The following is a 17,598-nucleotide window of genomic DNA, read 5'->3' as shown; positions in this document are numbered from 1 at the left end:
GACATGCCCGCTGCCTCCAGGCGCCGGCAGCCTAGCTGTTGGCTGCCGGATGTTCAGCAGCGGCGTCCCGCACCTTGATGAGGGTGCGCAGGTTCCGTGTAGTGGTGGTTGCCTTGAATTTTGGCTTGGACGCAATCTTGCTGAAGGGACTGTCCAGCGTGCCTCCGGCGGGAGCCAGCCACGCCAAGGCCTCTGGCCCAAGCCGTTTTTGCTGCGCTCCGTCGAGTGCCGCCCCGGCGGCGTCCAGTTCATCAAGACTGGCGGGGTCTGAGGCCAGCGTGATGTAGGTGTGCGTCGTCTTGTCGTCTTCCGGGTACGGGCATGCGTCCACCAGTTCGGACACACGCTGTGCGCTCAGGACAACCACCCACGCGTCATAGCCAAAAGATTTCCGGAGGCAGTCCTCGAAGTCCTCTTTCACGGCGGCGGGTTCCAGTTCGCTGGCCAGCACCACGTTGCCGCTGGCAAGCAGGGTCTTAACCCCCTCAAAGCCCTTGGACTCAAGGGCCGCCCTGAGATCTGCCATTTTGATGTTGATCCCGCCCACATTGATGCCGCGGAGGAAGACTGCGTAGCTGTTCATGCCGACAGCCTAGTTGTGGCGGGCTCTGGGCGTAGCCGTTAGTCGTTGTTCTTGCGGAGCGCTTCCGTGAGGATCCGGCCTGCATTACACACCACTTCGGCGTGCAGCCGGCCCGGCTGGCGGGTCAGGCGCTCGATGGGGCCTGAGATGGAAACAGCTGCAATCACGCGGCCGGACGGCCCCCGGACGGGTGCAGAGACGGACGCGACGCCCGGCTCGCGTTCGCCGAGGCTCTGGCCCCAGCCCCGCCGTCGTACGCCGGCCAGGACCGTGGGGGTGAAGCGGGCGGACTGGAGGCCCTCCAGGAGACGGTCGTGGTCTTCCCAGGCGAGCAGGACCTGGGCCGCGGAGCCGGCCTTCATGGAGAGCTGGGTACCCACCGGGATGGTGTCCCGAAGGCCGATGGGGCGCTCCGCGGACGCAACGCAGACGCGCCAGTCACCCTGGCGGCGGAAAATCTGGGCACTCTCGCCCGTGGCGTCGCGGAGCTGCATCAGGACCGGACCGGCGGAGGCGATCAGGCGGTCCTCGCCTGCGGCGGAGGCCAGCTCAACGAGCCTGCTGCCGAGCACGAAGCGGCCCTGGATGTCGCGGCTGACCAGCCGGTGGTGGACCAGGGCCAGGGCTAGCCTGTGGACAGTGGGCCGGGCGAGGCCTGTGGCAGCCACAAGCTGCGCCAAGGTGGTGGGCCCGGCCTCCAGTGCGTCAAGCACATGGGCCGCTTTATCAATGACACCGACTCCACTAGAATTGTCCATGTAATGATATTGCCGTCTCAATATCTGAGATGCAAATGTTTCGGCTGGCGATTTGCACAGCCACCCTGATTCAGTGGACCTTAACAGCCAAACAGCAGTGAAGGGAGATGGCCGTGGCAAAGACACTGGCCGAGAAAGTCTGGGATGCACACGTGGTGCGCAAAGGCGACGGCGAAGGAGCCAACGCCCAGCCCGACCTTCTCTTCATCGACCTGCACCTCGTTCACGAGGTGACCTCTCCGCAGGCCTTCGAAGGCCTCCGGCTGGCCGGACGCAGGCTGCGCCGGCCGGACCTCACCATCGCCACCGAGGACCACAACACTCCCACGCTGGACATAGACAAGCCCATCGCCGACCTGACCAGCCGTACCCAGATCCAGACGCTCCGGAACAACTGTGCTGAATTCGGTGTCCGGCTGCACTCCCTCGGTGATGCCGAGCAGGGCATCGTCCACGTTGTGGGCCCGCAGTTGGGCCTGACCCAGCCCGGCATGACCGTGGTCTGCGGCGACTCACACACCTCCACGCACGGTGCGTTCGGCGCCCTCGCGATGGGCATCGGCACCTCCGAGGTGGAGCATGTCATGGCCACCCAGACCCTGTCCCTGAAGCCGTTCAAGACCATGGCCATCAACGTCGAGGGCACCCTGCGTCCGGGTGTTACTGCCAAGGACATCATCCTCGCCGTGATTGCCAAGATCGGCACCGGCGGCGGCCAGGGCTACGTCCTGGAATACCGCGGTTCGGCCATCCGTGCCCTCTCCATGGACGCCCGGATGACCATCTGCAACATGTCCATCGAGGCCGGCGCGCGCGCCGGGCTGGTGGCTCCTGACCAGACCACATACGACTACATGTACGGGCGCCCGCACGCCCCTCAGGGTGCAGAGTGGGACGCCGCCGTCGAGTACTGGAACACCCTGCGGACGGACGAGGACGCAACCTTCGACGTCGAAGTGGACCTGGACGCCAACACCCTGGAGCCGTTTGTGACCTGGGGGACCAACCCGGGCCAGGGCGTGTCGCTCTCCGCTTCCGTGCCGTCCCCGGATGACTTCGGTGATGAGAACGCCAAAGCTGCCGCGGAGCGCGCCCTGCAGTACATGGGACTGGCTGCCGGTACGCCGATGAAGGAAATCCGTGTGGACACTGTCTTCCTCGGCTCCTGCACCAATTCGCGGATGGAGGACCTCCGCGCCGCAGCAGACATTATCCGCGGCCGCCAGAAGGACCCCAACATCCGCATGCTGGTGGTGCCGGGCTCGGCACGGGTCAGGCTGGAAGCCGAAGCCGAGGGCCTGGACAAGGTCTTCAAGGATTTCGGCGCCGAGTGGCGCTTTGCCGGCTGCTCGATGTGCCTGGGAATGAATCCGGACCAGCTGGAAGTGGGAGAGCGTTGCGCCTCAACCTCCAACCGCAACTTCGAGGGCCGGCAGGGCAAGGGTGGCCGCACACACCTCGTCTCGCCGGTTGTGGCAGCAGCCACAGCCATCCGCGGCACCCTGAGTTCGCCGTCGGACCTTGATCCGGCCCCCGAATCCGCCGCCATCCGCACCGACGCAGCCTAGGAGACCGCCATGGAAAAATTCACCACCCACACGGGCATCGGTGTCCCGCTGCGTCAAAGCAACGTGGACACGGACCAGATCATCCCGGCCGTCTACCTCAAGCGGATCACCCGCACCGGCTTTGAGGACGCACTCTTCGCCGCCTGGCGCAAGGACCCCGCCTTCATCCTGAACCAGGCACCGTTCAATGCCGGTTCCGTGCTGGTGGCAGGCCCGGACTTCGGCACGGGTTCGTCCCGCGAACATGCCGTCTGGGCGTTGAAGGACTACGGCTTCAAGACCGTCCTGTCGTCACGGTTCGCTGACATCTTCCGGGGCAACTCCGGCAAGCAGGGCCTGCTGGCCGCCGAGCTCGCCCAGGACGACATCGAGCTGATCTGGAAAGAGCTCGAAAACGCTCCGGGCACGGAGGTCACCGTTGACCTGCTGTCCAAGACCGTGGTCTGCGGCAACATCGTGGCGCCGTTCGAGATCGACGACTACACCCGCTGGAGGCTGCTCGAAGGCCTCGATGACATCGGCCTGACGCTCCAGCACGAAGAGGACATCACCGCCTACGAAGCCACACGTCCCCCTTTCATGCCGAAAACGCTCCCGGCCCGCCTGTCCTGAAAGGCCCGTCCGTCCTGACCAGAAGGCCGGGCCAGCCGAAGCTGGGGCCACAGAGGACACCACGCGGGCCCTCCACGCCCTTCCGGCGGCGCCCGCGTATTTCGGATCGGTAACGCGACCTCCTATGCTTAGCTGGAGCCTTTGCAAGGACTTGGGGGCGAGTAATCGTAAGGAAACCGGTATATGAGTAGTGTTCTGACAATCCGCGGCGGAGTCCCGCTTACAGGCCGCGTCAGCGTCCGTGGGGCCAAGAATCTTGTTCCCAAGGCCATGGTGGCGGCGTTGCTGGGCAACGAACCCTCGGTGTTGCGGAACGTTCCGGAGATCAAGGATGTGGAGGTCGTCACCTCCCTCCTGCAGCTGCACGGGGTGACCGTGGCCAAGGATCCCGTCAACGGTGACCTGACGCTCGATCCCAAGGCGGCCAAGACCGCCCCCAGCACCGCCATCGACGCCCACGCCGGCGATTCGCGGATCCCTATCCTGCTGTGCGGACCGCTGATCCATGCGATCGGTGAGGCCTTCATTCCTGACCTGGGCGGCTGCAAAATCGGCGACCGGCCCATCGACTACCACCTCAACGTCCTGCGCCAATTTGGTGCAGTAGTCGAGAAGCGCCCCGGCGGCATTCACATTTCCGCACCCAAAGGGCTGCACGGCGCCAAGATCTCCCTGCCGTACCCGTCCGTTGGAGCCACCGAGCAGGTGCTGCTGAGCGCCACCCGCGCCGAAGGCATCACTGAGCTCTCAGGTGCAGCGACGGAACCGGAGATCATCGATCTCATCGCCGTGCTGCAGAAGATGGGCGCCATCATCAGCGTCCAAACGGACCGCACTATCCGCATCGAAGGCGTCCGCGACCTCGGCGGCTACAACCACCGCGCCCTCTCCGACCGCAACGAATCGGCGTCGTGGGCATCAGCCGCACTTGTGACCCGCGGCGACATCTTCGTCGAAGGTGCTTCGCAGCGGGACATGATGACCTTCCTCAACACCTACCGGAAGGTGGGCGGCGGCATGGACATCGGCGAGGACGGCATCCGCTTCTACCACCGGGGCGGCAAGCTCAGCCCGCTGGTTTTGGAAACGGATGTGCACCCCGGCTTTATGACGGACTGGCAGCAGCCGCTCGTCGTGGCCCTGACCCAGGCTGAGGGCGTCTCCATCGTGCACGAGACCGTTTATGAGAACCGCTTCGGATTCACAGACGCGCTGATCAGGATGGGCGCCAGCATCCAGGTGCACCGCGAATGCCTGGGCAGTGTGCCGTGCCGGTTCGGCCAGCGTAACTTCCTCCACTCGGCCGTCATCTCCGGCCCCACCCAGCTCAAGGGGACTGACATCGACGTGCCGGATCTTCGCGGCGGGTTCAGCCACCTGATCGCGGCACTTGCCGCCACCGGAACGTCCCGGGTGACGGGGATCGATATCATCAACCGCGGCTACGAGCGCTTCACCGAAAAGCTGGCCGGACTTGGTGCCGATTTCGACATCACCACGGCGAAGTAGCGGTACCAACGTGAAGGAATCGGCCAAGAGCAGGGCCACATTCGTTTTCATCGCCCTGGTGGTCCGCCCGTTGATGACCGTGATGATGGGCAAAAAATGGGAAGGGACTGAAAAGCTCCCCGCCGGCGGCTTCATCGCCGCGCCCAACCACTGCACCGAAATTGATCCCCTCGTTGTGGGCCATATGCTCTACAACAACAACCGGGCACCGCACTTTCTCGCCAAGGCAGCCCTGTTCAACGTGCCAGGCCTCGGCTGGCTGCTGCGTGCCACCAAGCAGGTGCCGGTGGAACGCTCGACGGGCGGAGGCAACCGTTCGCTGCAGGTAGCCCAGGAGATCGTCGCCGAAGGCGGTGCGATCATCATCTACCCCGAAGGCACCCTGACCCGGGACCCGGACCTGTGGCCCATGAAAGGCCACACCGGTGCGGCCAGGCTTGCGCTGGAGGGCGGCATTCCCGTAGTGCCGATCGCGCACTGGGGCGCCCACGAAGTCTTCCCGCGCTACGCCAAACGTTTCCATATCTTCCCCCGCAAGACCTCCAGGGTTGTGGTGGGCGATCCGGTGGACCTCAGCGCCTACACTGGCCGTCCGCTGGACAAGGCAACATTGACGGCTGCCACGGAGGCGATCATGGACGCCGTGACAGCGCTGCTCGCAGGAATCCGCAACGAAGAGCCGCCCGCGGAACGGTGGGATCCCGCCAAAAACAAGCAAGCGAAGCACGGCCGCTTTGTGGAGCGCGGCGGGCGGGCTGCAGGTCCCGGCCCTGCCGCCGAAACCGCGGGTGCAGCGGACAGGCAGGCCGACGACGAGGCGGGCGCTACGTGACCGGTGACGGACTCCGCCCCGGTTCCGCCCGCTCCGTTGCGGTTTTGGGGGCCGGCTCCTGGGGAACCACCTTCGCCAAGATCCTCGCCGACGCCGCCACCGCTGCGGGCGACGAGCGGCGGATCAGGATATGGGGCAGGCGCAGCGAAGTGGTGGAGCAGATCAACGGCATCCACCGGAACATCCAATACCTCAGGGACATTGCCCTGCCGGAGAGCATCACCGCCTCGACAGACGTGGGCGAGGTGCTGGCAGGGGCCGACCTGGTAGTACTGGCTGTGCCTGCGCAGTCGCTGCGGCTCCAGCTCCGCGAATGGAAGCCGCTAATCGACCATCAGGCCACGGTGGTCTCGCTGATGAAGGGGCTGGAGCTTGATACCGACGCCCGGATGAGCGAGGTCATCAGCCAGGAACTCGGCATCCCCGCCCACCGCATCGCCGTGGTGTCGGGTCCGAACCTGGCACTGGAGATTGCCCGCGAAGAGCCGACGGCGTCAGTGGTCGCCTGCGCCGATTCCGCTGCTGCCGGATGGATCGCACGGAGCTGCACTGCGCCCTACTTCCGTCCGTACACCACAGCCGACGTCGTGGGCGTGGAGATCGGCGGCATCGTCAAGAACGTCATCGCGTTGGCTGTCGGAATCTGCGAGGGCAAGCAGATGGGCGACAACACCAAGGCTTCCGTGATCACCCGGGGCCTGGCTGAAACCTCGCGGCTGGCCCTCGCCCTCGGCGGTGAGGCCCAGACCATGGCCGGCCTCGCGGGGCTTGGCGACCTGGTGGCCACCTGCTCCTCGCCGCTGTCGCGGAACCACACCGCAGGCAGGCTACTGGGGGAGGGCCTGACCCTGGATGAGGTGGCCCAAAAAATGACCCAGACCGCGGAAGGGATCAAGTCCGGCCAGGCCGTGCACGAACTGGCCGGCAAGCTCGGCGTAGAGATGCCGATCACCGCTGCCGTTGTTGCCGTCCTGGCCGGCAAACTGTCCGTTGACCAACTGGGGCCGCTGCTGCTGGCCCGGGAACTGAAACCTGAAGGCGATTACTGACGATGTCCGAAGACAACCTGACCGCCTCGGCTTCTTCCACCGGCGCCAAACCGCGGGTGGCCGTGCTGTTTGGCGGCCGGTCCAGCGAACATGCGGTGAGCTGCGTGACCGCCGCAGGAGTACTTGGCGCAATCAACAAGGACAAATACGAGGTCATCCCCATTGGCATCGCCAAGTCGGGGCAGTGGGTTCTTGCGTCCGCGGACACCGCCCAGTGGTCACTGTCCGCGACGTCGCTGCCGGAAGTTCCGCCGTCGTCCGAAACGGTGACGCTCGCCGAGATCGGCGGTGAACACCAGCTGATCGTCGCCGCACCCAACGAAGTGCCGCAGGAACTTGGGACCGTCGACGTCGTATTTCCGCTGCTGCACGGTCCGTTCGGGGAAGACGGCACCATCCAGGGGCTCCTGGAACTTTCCGACACCCGCTATGTGGGGGCCGGCGTCCTCGCTTCCGCCGTTGGCATGGATAAGCATTTCATGAAGGTGGTCTTTGAGGGGGCGGGCCTCCATGTGGGGCCCTACATTGCGGTCACCGACCGGCAATGGCTCAAGGACGCTGAATCCGTCCGCAAGCAGGTGGACCGCCTCGGGTTCCCCGTCTTCGTGAAGCCCGCCAGGGCAGGATCCTCCATGGGAATTTCCAAGGTGGACTCCCTGGACGGACTTGATGCCGCCGTCGAGGAAGCCCGCCGCCACGACCTTAAGCTGGTTATCGAAGCAGGCATAGTGGGCCGCGAAATCGAATGCGCCGTATTGGAAGGTCGTGGAACGGCTGCGCCGCGGACCTCCATGCCGGGTGAGATCTCGGTAGCAGGGGGAGGGCACGAGTTCTACGACTTCAACGCGAAGTATGTCGAGGATGACGCCGCCGCGCTGAGCTGCCCGGCCGACATCCCCGAGGAAGCTATCGCCCGCGTGCGTGAGCTGGCTGCTGTGGCGTTTGACGCCGTGGGGGCCGAGGGATTGAGCCGCGTTGACTTTTTCTACACCCCTGAGGGCGAACTGATCATCAACGAGATCAACACCATGCCCGGCTTCACGCCGAAGAGCATGTACCCCCAGATGTGGGCGGCTTCGGGACTTGACTATGCAGAGCTCATTGACGAGCTCATCTACCTGGCACTGCACCGGAAGACAGGGCTGAGGTAGTCCCCACCGGCACCCTCACCTCGCTCCGCTTCGGCCAGGGAACCCTGCCGGCGTGGGCCCCCCACAGGCACCCTCACCTCGCTCCGCTGCGGCCAGGGAACCCTGCCGGCGTGGGCCCACCACAGGCCCCCTCACCTCGCTCCGCTTCGGCCAGGGAACCCTGCCGGCGTGGGCCCCCACAGGCACCCTCACCTCGCTCCGCTTCGGCCAGGGAACCCTGCCGGCGTGGGCCCCCCACAGGCACCCTCACCTCGCTCCGCTTCGGCCAGGGAACCCTGCCGGCGTGGGCCCCCCACAGGCACCCTCACCTCGCTCCGCTTCGGCCAGGGAACCCTGCCGGCGTGGGCCCACCACAGGCACCCTAACCGTTGGCCGGCAGGTTCTGCAGCTCTTCCTGGCCCACACAGTCCCGGGCAGCGGGGATCTTTGCGGCGGCAGCCGACAGGTCAGCGAGGACTGTTGCGGAGCTGACAGTCTCCTGATCCTTCGTCAGGAGGATCTCGGTCGCCGGTTCCCGGCCAAACGTAGTCAGCGTCCAGGCGGTGTCCCCCTCCTTGATGACCCAGTCGACGCCGTTGACGCTGACACACCGGTCAGTTGTAGGCCCCGGAACATTGACTCCGCAGCGCAGGATCACCTGGGAGGGGTCGCCCCACGCAGCGGTCGCCTGGCTGTTGGTTTTCCGCAGGCCGGCATCCCCAATGGCATCGGGGAGGGCCACCATCATGGGCGCACAGGCGGGGTTGGCCGCATCCTGTGCCGCAGTGACGTCGACCACAGGCGAACACGCGGTCAACGCGAGGGAAGCACTCAAGATGGCGAATGCGCCAAGGACCTTGGCCCATCGCGCGGGCATGGGTAGCGCGTACGGGGGAGCGGGGAGCATGTCCCCATCATCTCGGTTTAGCGGCAGGGGCGCCAGTTGACGCCGCTGCCCCCTGCTCCGGCTCTGGGTACCGGCTGGACCGAGACCTGGGAAGGCTGCTGCCTGGTGTGCCCAAGTGACTCGGTCGATTTTCCGGGCGATAAGCTTGTGTCCAAATGACAAATGCTATTGCCGCCGGCGTTCCCCGCAGATTGGCGCCCCGTGAAGGGCAAACACCGAAACCATGGCCCACCAGCGGTCTCAGGATACTGTTGTGGGCTGTTTTGGGGGCTTCCCTCGGAATGCTGACCTGGGCGCGCCTTCCCACCATGGCTCAGCAGACGGTCTGGGCGGAGGACGGTGGAATTTTCCTCCGTGACGTGCTGAGGCATGGGCACCTGCAGAGCATCTTCTTGCCGTACGACGGATACCTTCACATCATTCCCAGGACGCTGGTGAGCCTTGCCCATGCGGTCGTACCCGTCCAGGGTTACGCTGTGGCCATCTCATTCCTGAGCTGCCTCGCGGTGGCGGTCATTGGGCTGGCATCCTTCCACCTTTCACGTTCGGTTGTAGAGCCCTTGCCAGCGAGGCTCATGATTGCGGCAATCCCGGTCCTTCTTCCAGTCGGGCCGAAAGAGGTCCTGGGCAACGCCGCGAACCTTCACTGGTACCTCCTCTGGCTCATGCCATGGCTGCTGCTCCATCGTCCGAAATCGCGTGCAGCAGGAACGGTTCAGTTCCTTGCGGTCCTGGCCGTGGCCGCCAGCGAGATCATTACGGGCATGTTCCTGCCCCTGGCGCTATGGGCTGTGGTCCGACGGCGAAATTTTTCCGCCCCCGCCGGCTTGGTGCTGGGCCTGGGCCTGCAGATTGTGACTACGCTGGTCTCGCCGCGAATCAGCGATGATGTCAACTACCACCCAGTCGACGCCATGTCTGTGCTTTTGGGCTTTGGCCTGTTGCCCATCGGCTCAACTTGGCAGGCTGACAGCAGGGTCCTGGCCTCGACAATCATCGCTCATGGTGCTTGGGCGCTCTTTATCCCCTGCCTCCTGGTGCTTGTACTCCTTGTTTACACCCTGATCGTCGGCAGCCGATGGCTGAAGGTGGCTGCTGTTGGCGCAGTCGGAGCCTCGATTGTCTGTTGGGCGACGTCGGTGCTGGTGAGCAGCAGGATCATGTTCAGCTACTCGCAGTACACCGAAGCTGATTGGGCCAACGGGTTTGGCTACATGCGTTACGCCGCCGCCCCGGCGATGTTTCTCCTCCTTCTGCTGCCGCTGGCCGTTGGGGCCGCCCTTGAAAAGAACCATCTCAACCGGAGGGCCTCCTTTGCGGTCGCCGGGATGTTCGTCGCGTTCCTCCTCGTCAGTTTCTTCCCGGCGTCCACCGCGCGCCAGGCGGGTCCCTCCTGGGCTGCCGGCGTTGCCGATGCCCGCGCAGCCTGCGAAGCTGATGCGCCCCCGGCAAGCGCGAGCGTGCCAGTGGCGCCTGCCGGGTGGAAGTTCGCCCAAGTCGAGATCGCCTGCCGGGAACTGACGTCGCCTTGATTCCCAGGCAGCCCCATTCCCTGCCCCGGGTGTCCGTGCCTCGCTGTAGCGTAGTGGGGTGCGTGAAAAACTATTGACCGTTCCTGAGCCTCCCCTCGCCGTCGCCACCCTGTCAGAAGCTGAGTTGCTGGCACGGATCTTTCCCCGCCTGGCGTCGGACAGCCGCCATGCCGCAGCCACGTTGCTGGGCCCGGGGGACGACGCCGCGATCGTTGCGGCACCGGATGGCAGGACGGTCATCAGCATCGACACCCAGGTGCAGGACCAGGACTTCCGGCTTCAATGGCCCAACGGGTACCGCACCACCGGCTTCGACGTGGGCTGGAAGGCCGCTGCCCAGAATCTCAGCGACATCAATGCCATGGGGGCAACAGCCACGTCCATGGTGGTCAGCCTCACCCTTCCGGCCGTGACACCGGTCAGCTGGGTGGAGGACCTTGCAGATGGCCTGGCAGCCGGGATCCTGAACCTGGGCGCCGAAGACTGTTCCGTTGCCGGAGGCGACCTCGGCCGTGGCCGGGAAATTTCCGTCAGCGTCGCCGTGCTCGGCACCCTCAGCGGTGGAAAGGCCGTGCTGAGGGCGGGTGCCAGCCCTGGGGACGTGCTGGCACTTGCCGGAACGGTGGGACGGGCGGCCGCCGGACTCGCGCTTTTGGAATCGGACACAGGCATTGACTCGCTGACCGCGGAACAGCGGAACCTTGTAACCCTTCAGTGCAGGCCCTTGCCTCCACTCGCCGCCGGTCCGCTGGCCCGGTCCGGCGGGGCAACGGCGATGCTGGACATTTCCGACGGGCTGCTCCGGGACGGCACCCGCCTCGCACGTGCCAGCAAGGTCATCCTTGACCTTGATCCGCAGGCGCTTAAGGACTTGGAGGAAGGGCTGGAACCGGCGTCGGACCTCCTCGGCACAGACCCCATGGACTGGGTACTGTCGGGTGGAGAGGACCACGGCCTGCTGGCCACATTCCCTCCCACTGTTCAGCTGCCTCCCGGATTCACTGCGATAGGCTCAGTACAGGCCCTGGGAGATAACGACAACCCGGGCATCAAAATAGCGGGCCACACCGCGGACACCGGGGGATGGGATCACTTTGCACACTAAGGTTGCCGCCAACGCGCAAGCGATGAAGCGATGGTTGGGCAAAGCCGAAACTGCCCTGGGCAACCACAGCGACCGCCTTAACGCCATCAATATCTTCCCTGTGGCAGACGGCGACACCGGCACTAACCTGTACCTCACCGTCCGGGCCGCAGCCCAGGCGGTCCACGGCGATGCCAACACCAATGTGGACTCCCGCCAGCCGGATGCTGCCCAGACGGACGTCGGGGCAGTCCTGGCGGCCGCCGGACAGGCCGCCCTGGAACAGGCCAGGGGCAATTCGGGCACACTTTTTTCCGTCTTCCTGTGCGCTGCCGCAGAGCCGCTCGCCGGTCACACCAGGCTGACGTCCACCCTGCTCGCCGCCGCCCTCAACAGGGCGCAGATCCGGGCTTGGTCAGCGTTGAGCGACCCCGTCCCCGGGACTATGCTCTCCGTCATGGAAGCTGCCGCCCGTGCCGCCGCCGCGGTGGACGCCGGGCAAAACGGCGACGACAGCAACCACGCCCTTGGCCTGTCGCTGGACGCCGCGGTTGAAGGTGCCTTGGCGGCGGTCATCCGCACGGAGGGCCAGTTGGATGCCCTACAGGCCGCGCACGTCGTAGACGCAGGTGGTGTGGGCATGCTCCTCATTCTGGACTGCCTCCGGTCCGCCGTCCTGGGGGAGGAACTCCAAAGCGAGCTCCTCGACGGGCTGCACGGCTACGACGTCCAGGACCCGCACATCCACACGAGCATGCCTGACGACGACGGTGTTGAGGTAATGTGCACCATCAGCCTGTCCCCCCTTAACGCCGCCACCCTGCGGCAGCGCCTGGATGAGATCGGGGAATCCGTCATCATGAGCCAAGTGGGCAGTGCGGCGGAGGCAGACGGCAATTACCGCTGGCGCGTCCACGTCCACGTACCGGACGCCGAACCTGCCGTCCGGCTCATCCGTTCCCTGGGTGAACCCACACAGATCACGGTCAGTGAGCTCGCCCTGCCCCGCGAGAGCAAAGCCGACCCGGTGAACTCCAGTGGGCATGAGCTCTGAACTCGACCTGGGCCTGGAACGATTGGTCGGCAAGCGTTCCGCCGGCGTCATTCAAAAACACCTTGGCCTGACCACCGTCGGCGCACTGCTGAATTACTTTCCACGCCGATACCTGGACCGGGGTGAACTGACGCCCATCAGCGAGGTCCCCCTGGATGAGGATGTCACCCTTATTGCCAGGGTCGTGTCCAACAGCACCCGTTCCATGAAGGCACGCCGCGGCACCATCACCGACGTCGTCATCTCGGACGACGACGGGACGCCGGGGCTCCGGATGGTGGGTGGCAGCGACTATCGCGGCAAAGTCCCGGGTACGCTCAAAGTCAGTTTCTTCAACGGTTACCGCGCCAAGGCGGAGCTCCTGCAGGGACGGCGGGCCCTGTTCTCCGGGAAGGTCACACGCTATGGTGGGCTGCTGGGACTCACCAACCCGGACTTCCTCCTGCTGGACGAGGATCCTTTCACACAGGGAAAGGATCCGGAGGCACTCGCCCAGATGCCCATCCCGGTGTACCCGGCTACAGGCAAACTCACCAGCTGGGCCATCCAGAAGGTTGTCGCCGCGCTGCTCGAAACAGCCGACCTCGACGCGTTGCCGGACCCGATTCCGCCAGCTGTTGCGGCACGTGAAAAGTTCCTGCCGGTCGCTGATGCGTACCGGCTGATCCACTCACCGGAGTCGACGGCGGACTGGCAGCGGGCACGGGACCGGTTCCGCTACCAGGAGGCGTTGGTCCTGCAATCAGCGCTGGCCAGGCGGCGTGCGCAGCTGGCGGCCGAGGAGGCCACCGCGCGGCGACCCATACCGGACGGCCTGTTGGCCGCCTTCGACCGGCAACTCCCGTTCACGCTGACTGCCGGCCAGGCGGCCATCGGCAAGACGCTGTCCACCGAGCTCGCCCAGGACGGCCCCATGAACCGGCTGCTGCAGGGCGAAGTGGGTTCGGGAAAAACGGTCGTGGCGCTCCGGGCCATGCTGCAGGTAGTGGACGCCGGGGGCCAGGCCGCCCTCCTGGCACCCACTGAAGTCCTGGCCGCCCAGCACTTCGAATCCATCAGGCGGACCCTGGGTCCCCTGTCCCGGGACGGGCTGCTTGGAGGACTAGGCGACGACGCCGTCCAGGTAACCCTCCTCACCGGGTCCATGCCCACAGCGGCCCGCAAGCAGGCATTGCTGGACGCCGCCTCCGGAACAGCCGGAATCGTGATCGGCACCCACGCCCTGCTCAGCGGCAATGTGTCCTTCTACGACCTTGGCCTGATCGTGGTGGACGAGCAGCACAGGTTCGGCGTCGAGCAGCGCGATGCCCTGCGGTCGAAGGCAAACAAGCCCCCGCATCTGCTGGTCATGACAGCCACGCCCATTCCCCGGACGGTAGCAATGACTGTCTTCGGAGACCTTGAAACGTCCGTGCTTGATGAGCTGCCCGCGGGCAGGGCCCCCATCTCCACGCACGTCGTGGGCCTGGCCGAGAATCCTGGCTGGGCCGGCCGCATCTGGTCCCGTTCCCGGGAGGAGATCGACGCCGGACACCAGGTCTACGTCGTTTGCCCAAAGATCGGAACGGACGACGACGGCGACTTCAGTCCCGGGGAAACGGAACCCACCGCGGCGGACCTGGAAGAGGATGGCCCGGCCCGAGAACTCGCATCGGTAACAGCCGTCGTCGAGAATCTCCGGCAGGAGCCGGCACTGGCCGGCGTGCCGTTGGCTCCCCTTCACGGCCGCCAGGACCCCTCTGTAAAGTCATCAGCCATGGCTGAATTCACGGCCAACCGGACAAGGCTCCTAGTCTCCACAACGGTGATCGAGGTGGGCGTCGATGTCCACAATGCGACGCTCATGGTCATCCTCGACGCCGACCGTTTCGGTATTTCCCAACTCCACCAGCTTCGTGGGCGCGTTGGCCGCGGCGGCTTTCCCGGTACCTGTCTGCTCGTGACCACCCTGGAGCCGGGCCATCCGAGCCGGCGCAGGCTGGACGCCGTGGCCTCCACCACCGATGGGTTTGAGCTGTCGCAGGAGGACCTGAAGCTGCGGCGCGAAGGGGACATCCTGGGCGCCTCGCAGTCCGGCGGCCGGTCCACGCTGAAACTCCTCAGGGTGCTGGAGCATGAGGATGTCATAGCCAGAGCACGTGACGACGCCCAAAAAATTGTGGGTTCGGACCCATCGCTGCTGCACCATCCCCAACTGGCCGAAGCCATCGACGAATACCTTAACCCCGAGAAGGAGGCGTTCCTTGAACGCGGATAACGCGGCGCAAGCCGGCAAAAGGGCGCGGCGCGGGGGGTGCCGGAAATGAGCCGGATCATTGCCGGGGCCGCCGGGGGCACACCCCTGCTCAGTGTGCCCGGATCACTGACGCGGCCCACCACGGACCGGGTGAAGGAAGCCCTGTTTTCGCGGTTGGACGCCTTCGACGTCATCTCCGGCGCACGGGTCCTTGACCTCTACGCCGGCTCCGGGTCGCTCGGTGTGGAGAGCGGCAGCAGGGGTGCGGGATCCGTTGACCTCGTCGAATCCGACGCCAAGGCCAGCGGCGTGTGCCAGCGCAATGCAGACCTGGTCAACGGCGTCGTGGGCCGCAAAGTGGTCACCGTGCACCGCTCCAAGGTGGAGTCCTTCCTCGAACGTGCCACCCTCGACGACAACTGGGACCTGGTCTTCCTGGACCCGCCGTATCCGCTCGATGAATTAGCCCTGTCGGCGGCGCTGGCCAAGCTCAACCCCCACCTGGCGCCGGGCGCCGTGGTGGTGGTCGAACGGTCGTCGCGATCGTCGGAACCGGCATGGCCGGAGGGCATGGAGCGTTTTGCCGAGAAGAAGTACGGGGAGACGCGGCTTTGGTTTGCAGAGCCGTCCGTTCCGGACGCGATACAGACCGATGAGGCTCCCGACGAGCACGCGGACGCCGGCGGTAACTGAAACTCCGGCGCTGAGAGTCACCCTGCCAGGCTGTCCAGGTCAACGCCTGCCAGCACCCTGGCAGGGTGCGGTCCCCGGGCCGTCAGCTCCACTGACCATCCAGGGGGCCACGGGAACTGTGTTCCGGCGAGGATGATGTTGCCTGGATAACGCCCGGCGAACATCCCGGCTTCCGCGAAGGCGGCGACGTCCTCCATTGCCCGGCGCAGCGCAGCGGCCTGGCTGCGCACCAGGGTGAGTCCTGGTTCATCCCCGACGTTCACTATCAGAAGCCCGTTCGCTGTGAGGCGGCCGCGGGCCTCCTGGTAGAACTCCGTGCAGGCGATGTGGGCAGGAGCTTCGGGTCCAGAGAAAATGTCCAGGATCACGACGTCGAACTGCAGTTCCGGATCCAGCGCGGCGAGGGAGTCACGGGCGTCGCCGATCACCGGTCGCAGGTCCGTCCCGTCGGGCAAGGGCAGCTGTTGAAGCACAAAGTCCAGCAGCTCCCGCTCCAGCTCAACGGCGTACTGGACGGAGCCTGGCCGTGTGGCCTGGACGTAGCGGGCCAGGGTCAGGGCACCGGCCCCAAGATGGAGCGCCCTGATCGGCTGCCCTTCCGGAGCTGCGAGGTCCACCAGGTGACCGATGCGGCGCAAGTACTCGTAGAAGATTTCCTCTGGATGCGCCACATTGACGTGGGACTGTTCGGCACCGCCGATGCTCAGGATATAGGCGCCATCGATATGGTGGTCGGCCTCGATGGAGGCATGTTGACCCGTGGTACGCAAGAACCTGGTTGCCGTGTGCCGGCCGTCCGGCGGCATCAGAGCTTTCCGCGGAGTCCGGCCAGCCGCCCGGCGGCCTCTTCGAGGACTTCCACTTTCTTGCAGAACGCGAACCGGAGCAGGCTGCGCGTCCGTTCGGCTCCGTGGGGGTGGCAGAAGACCGGAACAGGGATTGCGGCCACTCCTACGAGTGCGGGAAGCCGACGGGCAAGCTCCACTGAGTCATTGATGCCCAGTGGCGCGGTGTCCACGTTCACGAAGTAGGTGCCCTGCGGAGTGAAGACGTCGAACCCTGCCGCGCGGAGCCCTTCACTGAGGATGTCGCGCTTATGGCGTAGCGTGGCCGAGATTCCCGCGTAGAAATCATCCGGGAGGGCGAGAGCCGTGGCGATGGCTGCCTGGAACGGCGTGCCCGAACTGTACGTCAGAAACTGCTTCACAGTACGGATGGCGGCCACCAGGTGCTCTGGACCGGTCAACCAGCCAATTTTCCAGCCAGTGAAAGAAAAAGTCTTGCCGGCCGAGGAAATGGTGACGGTTCGCTCCGCTGCCCCGGGCAGGGTGGCCACCGGAATGTGGCGCGCGCCAAACGTAAGGTGCTCATACACCTCGTCAGTGATGATCAGGCAGTTGTGCCTCGTCGCAAGGTCGACGACGCGCTGGAGCACCTCCCGCGGGAAGACAGCACCCGTGGGATTGTGCGGATTGTTGAGCAGCACAACCCTCGTGCGGCTGCTAAAGGCGGATTCGAGGGCAGCCATATCGGGAAGGAAATCAGGGGCGAGCAGTTGAGCGGTGACATGGGTGGCTCCGGTCAGCCCGATCATGGCGCCGTAGGAGTCATAAAAGGGCTCGAACGTAAGGACCTCATCGCCGGGACCGGTCAGGGCGAGCAGCGAAGCGGCGATGCCTTCCGTGGCTCCCGTCGTGATGATGATTTCGGTCTGCGGGTCCGGGACCAGGCCATAGAACCGTTCCTGATGCGCCGCCACCGCCTCACGAAGTTCCGGGATGCCCTTGCCCGGAGCATACTGGTTGGCTCCGGCGGCGATGGCTGCCTGTGCTGCCGCCCCGATCTCCGCCGGGCCGTCCTCATCCGGGAACCCCTGGCCCAGGTTGATAGCGCCGGTCTGCAGTGCCAGCGTCGTCATCTCTTCAAAAATCGTGACCCCCAGTCCGCCGTCCTGTCCGAGCAAGTTGGCCCCGAGGGCCGCGCGCTGCCACGGGGCAGGCGCAGTGGGCGTGAAAAGGTCCCGTGGTGGATGCATTCAGTCATGGTATCCC

16 protein-coding genes are annotated in these 17,598 nt (G+C 65.5%); 11 read left to right on the top strand and 5 right to left on the bottom strand.

Features of this window, described 5'->3' with window-relative positions; all coding sequences use genetic code 11:
- Positions 1-31: 31 nt before the first annotated feature.
- Both AU175_RS16805 and AU175_RS16800 read right to left on the bottom strand, forming a co-directional pair.
- Entirely contained in the window at positions 32-583 is a 552-nt protein-coding gene (locus AU175_RS16805) for a DUF1697 domain-containing protein (RefSeq protein WP_066292258.1), read from the bottom strand.
- Between the two features lie 38 nt (positions 584-621).
- Entirely contained in the window at positions 622-1,341 is a 720-nt protein-coding gene (locus AU175_RS16800; protein WP_066292257.1) for an IclR family transcriptional regulator, read from the bottom strand.
- 113 nt (positions 1,342-1,454) lie between these two features.
- On the opposite strand from AU175_RS16800, the gene leuC reads away from it, so the two are divergent.
- From leuC to AU175_RS16770, 6 genes are all read left to right on the top strand, one after another.
- Positions 1,455-2,909 (top strand): 3-isopropylmalate dehydratase large subunit, encoded by a 1,455-nt coding sequence (gene leuC, locus AU175_RS16795; RefSeq protein ID WP_066294345.1) that lies wholly within the window; start codon positions 1,455-1,457, stop codon positions 2,907-2,909.
- A 9-nt stretch (positions 2,910-2,918) separates the two neighbouring features.
- Positions 2,919-3,521, top strand: coding sequence for a 3-isopropylmalate dehydratase small subunit (gene leuD, locus AU175_RS16790; RefSeq protein WP_066292255.1), 603 nt, complete (start codon positions 2,919-2,921; stop codon positions 3,519-3,521).
- A gap of 183 nt (positions 3,522-3,704) precedes the next feature.
- A complete protein-coding gene (gene murA, locus AU175_RS16785; protein ID WP_066292252.1) occupies positions 3,705-5,030 on the top strand; it encodes a UDP-N-acetylglucosamine 1-carboxyvinyltransferase in 1,326 nt (441 codons plus the stop codon).
- Positions 5,031-5,040: 10 nt separating this feature from the next.
- The gene (locus tag AU175_RS16780) at positions 5,041-5,862 is read left to right on the top strand and encodes a lysophospholipid acyltransferase family protein (RefSeq protein WP_066292250.1); all 822 of its coding nucleotides are present in this window, start codon (positions 5,041-5,043) and stop codon (positions 5,860-5,862) included.
- A complete protein-coding gene (locus tag AU175_RS16775; protein WP_066292249.1) occupies positions 5,859-6,911 on the top strand; it encodes an NAD(P)H-dependent glycerol-3-phosphate dehydrogenase in 1,053 nt (350 codons plus the stop codon). The genes AU175_RS16780 and AU175_RS16775 overlap by 4 nt, the downstream gene beginning before the upstream one ends.
- 2 nt (positions 6,912-6,913) lie before the next feature.
- Complete coding sequence (locus AU175_RS16770) at positions 6,914-8,062, top strand: D-alanine--D-alanine ligase family protein (RefSeq protein ID WP_066292247.1); 1,149 nt, start codon at positions 6,914-6,916, stop codon at positions 8,060-8,062.
- Positions 8,063-8,423: 361 nt separating this feature from the next.
- On the opposite strand, the gene AU175_RS16765 is transcribed toward AU175_RS16770, so the two are convergent.
- Positions 8,424-8,918, bottom strand: a complete 495-nt coding sequence (locus AU175_RS16765; protein ID WP_066292245.1) for a DUF3515 domain-containing protein — start codon at positions 8,916-8,918, stop codon at positions 8,424-8,426.
- A 338-nt stretch (positions 8,919-9,256) separates the two neighbouring features.
- Here AU175_RS16765 and AU175_RS16760 point away from each other — a divergent pair, with 338 nt between their 5' ends.
- The 5 genes from AU175_RS16760 to rsmD are packed head-to-tail and all read left to right on the top strand — an operon-like array spanning position 9,257 to position 15,547.
- The gene (locus tag AU175_RS16760; RefSeq protein WP_156642457.1) at positions 9,257-10,480 is read left to right on the top strand and encodes a hypothetical protein; all 1,224 of its coding nucleotides are present in this window, start codon (positions 9,257-9,259) and stop codon (positions 10,478-10,480) included.
- Positions 10,481-10,538: 58 nt separating this feature from the next.
- The gene (gene thiL, locus AU175_RS16755; protein ID WP_066292240.1) at positions 10,539-11,585 is read left to right on the top strand and encodes a thiamine-phosphate kinase; all 1,047 of its coding nucleotides are present in this window, start codon (positions 10,539-10,541) and stop codon (positions 11,583-11,585) included.
- 22 nt (positions 11,586-11,607) lie between these two features.
- Positions 11,608-12,618, top strand: coding sequence for a DAK2 domain-containing protein (locus tag AU175_RS16750; RefSeq protein ID WP_066292239.1), 1,011 nt, complete (start codon positions 11,608-11,610; stop codon positions 12,616-12,618).
- A complete protein-coding gene (locus tag AU175_RS16745; protein ID WP_066292237.1) occupies positions 12,608-14,875 on the top strand; it encodes an ATP-dependent DNA helicase RecG in 2,268 nt (755 codons plus the stop codon). The genes AU175_RS16750 and AU175_RS16745 overlap by 11 nt, the downstream gene beginning before the upstream one ends.
- Positions 14,876-14,920: 45 nt before the next feature.
- The gene (gene rsmD, locus AU175_RS16740; RefSeq protein ID WP_066292235.1) at positions 14,921-15,547 is read left to right on the top strand and encodes a 16S rRNA (guanine(966)-N(2))-methyltransferase RsmD; all 627 of its coding nucleotides are present in this window, start codon (positions 14,921-14,923) and stop codon (positions 15,545-15,547) included.
- A 17-nt stretch (positions 15,548-15,564) separates the two neighbouring features.
- Here rsmD and AU175_RS16735 read toward each other — a convergent pair whose 3' ends face one another.
- Both AU175_RS16735 and AU175_RS16730 read right to left on the bottom strand, forming a co-directional pair.
- On the bottom strand, positions 15,565-16,353 hold the full coding sequence (locus tag AU175_RS16735) for a spermidine synthase (protein ID WP_066292233.1): 789 nt from the start codon (positions 16,351-16,353) through the stop codon (positions 15,565-15,567).
- Positions 16,353-17,582, bottom strand: coding sequence for an aminotransferase class I/II-fold pyridoxal phosphate-dependent enzyme (locus AU175_RS16730; protein ID WP_066292228.1), 1,230 nt, complete (start codon positions 17,580-17,582; stop codon positions 16,353-16,355). Before AU175_RS16730 ends, AU175_RS16735 begins: the two co-directional genes overlap by 1 nt.
- Positions 17,583-17,598 lie beyond the last annotated feature (16 nt).

It is taken from the genome of Arthrobacter sp. B6, assembly GCF_001663775.1.
Taxonomy (GTDB): domain Bacteria; phylum Actinomycetota; class Actinomycetes; order Actinomycetales; family Micrococcaceae; genus Arthrobacter.
Note: the sequence above shows the minus strand (reverse complement) of the source record. Positions and strands in the feature narration are given on the sequence as shown.

Coding starts and splice junctions, on each gene's coding strand:
- AU175_RS16805 (WP_066292258.1), bottom strand. CDS start 583: ATGAACAGCTACGCAGTCTTCCTCCGCGGCATCAATGTGGGCGGGATC.
- AU175_RS16800 (WP_066292257.1), bottom strand. CDS start 1,341: ATGGACAATTCTAGTGGAGTCGGTGTCATTGATAAAGCGGCCCATGTG.
- leuD (WP_066292255.1), top strand. CDS start 2,919: ATGGAAAAATTCACCACCCACACGGGCATCGGTGTCCCGCTGCGTCAA.
- murA (WP_066292252.1), top strand. CDS start 3,705: ATGAGTAGTGTTCTGACAATCCGCGGCGGAGTCCCGCTTACAGGCCGC.
- AU175_RS16770 (WP_066292247.1), top strand. CDS start 6,914: ATGTCCGAAGACAACCTGACCGCCTCGGCTTCTTCCACCGGCGCCAAA.
- AU175_RS16765 (WP_066292245.1), bottom strand. CDS start 8,918: ATGCCCGCGCGATGGGCCAAGGTCCTTGGCGCATTCGCCATCTTGAGT.
- AU175_RS16760 (WP_156642457.1), top strand. CDS start 9,257: ATGGCTCAGCAGACGGTCTGGGCGGAGGACGGTGGAATTTTCCTCCGT.
- AU175_RS16750 (WP_066292239.1), top strand. CDS start 11,608: ATGAAGCGATGGTTGGGCAAAGCCGAAACTGCCCTGGGCAACCACAGC.
- AU175_RS16745 (WP_066292237.1), top strand. CDS start 12,608: ATGAGCTCTGAACTCGACCTGGGCCTGGAACGATTGGTCGGCAAGCGT.
- rsmD (WP_066292235.1), top strand. CDS start 14,921: ATGAGCCGGATCATTGCCGGGGCCGCCGGGGGCACACCCCTGCTCAGT.
- AU175_RS16735 (WP_066292233.1), bottom strand. CDS start 16,353: ATGCCGCCGGACGGCCGGCACACGGCAACCAGGTTCTTGCGTACCACG.
- AU175_RS16730 (WP_066292228.1), bottom strand. CDS start 17,582: ATGCATCCACCACGGGACCTTTTCACGCCCACTGCGCCTGCCCCGTGG.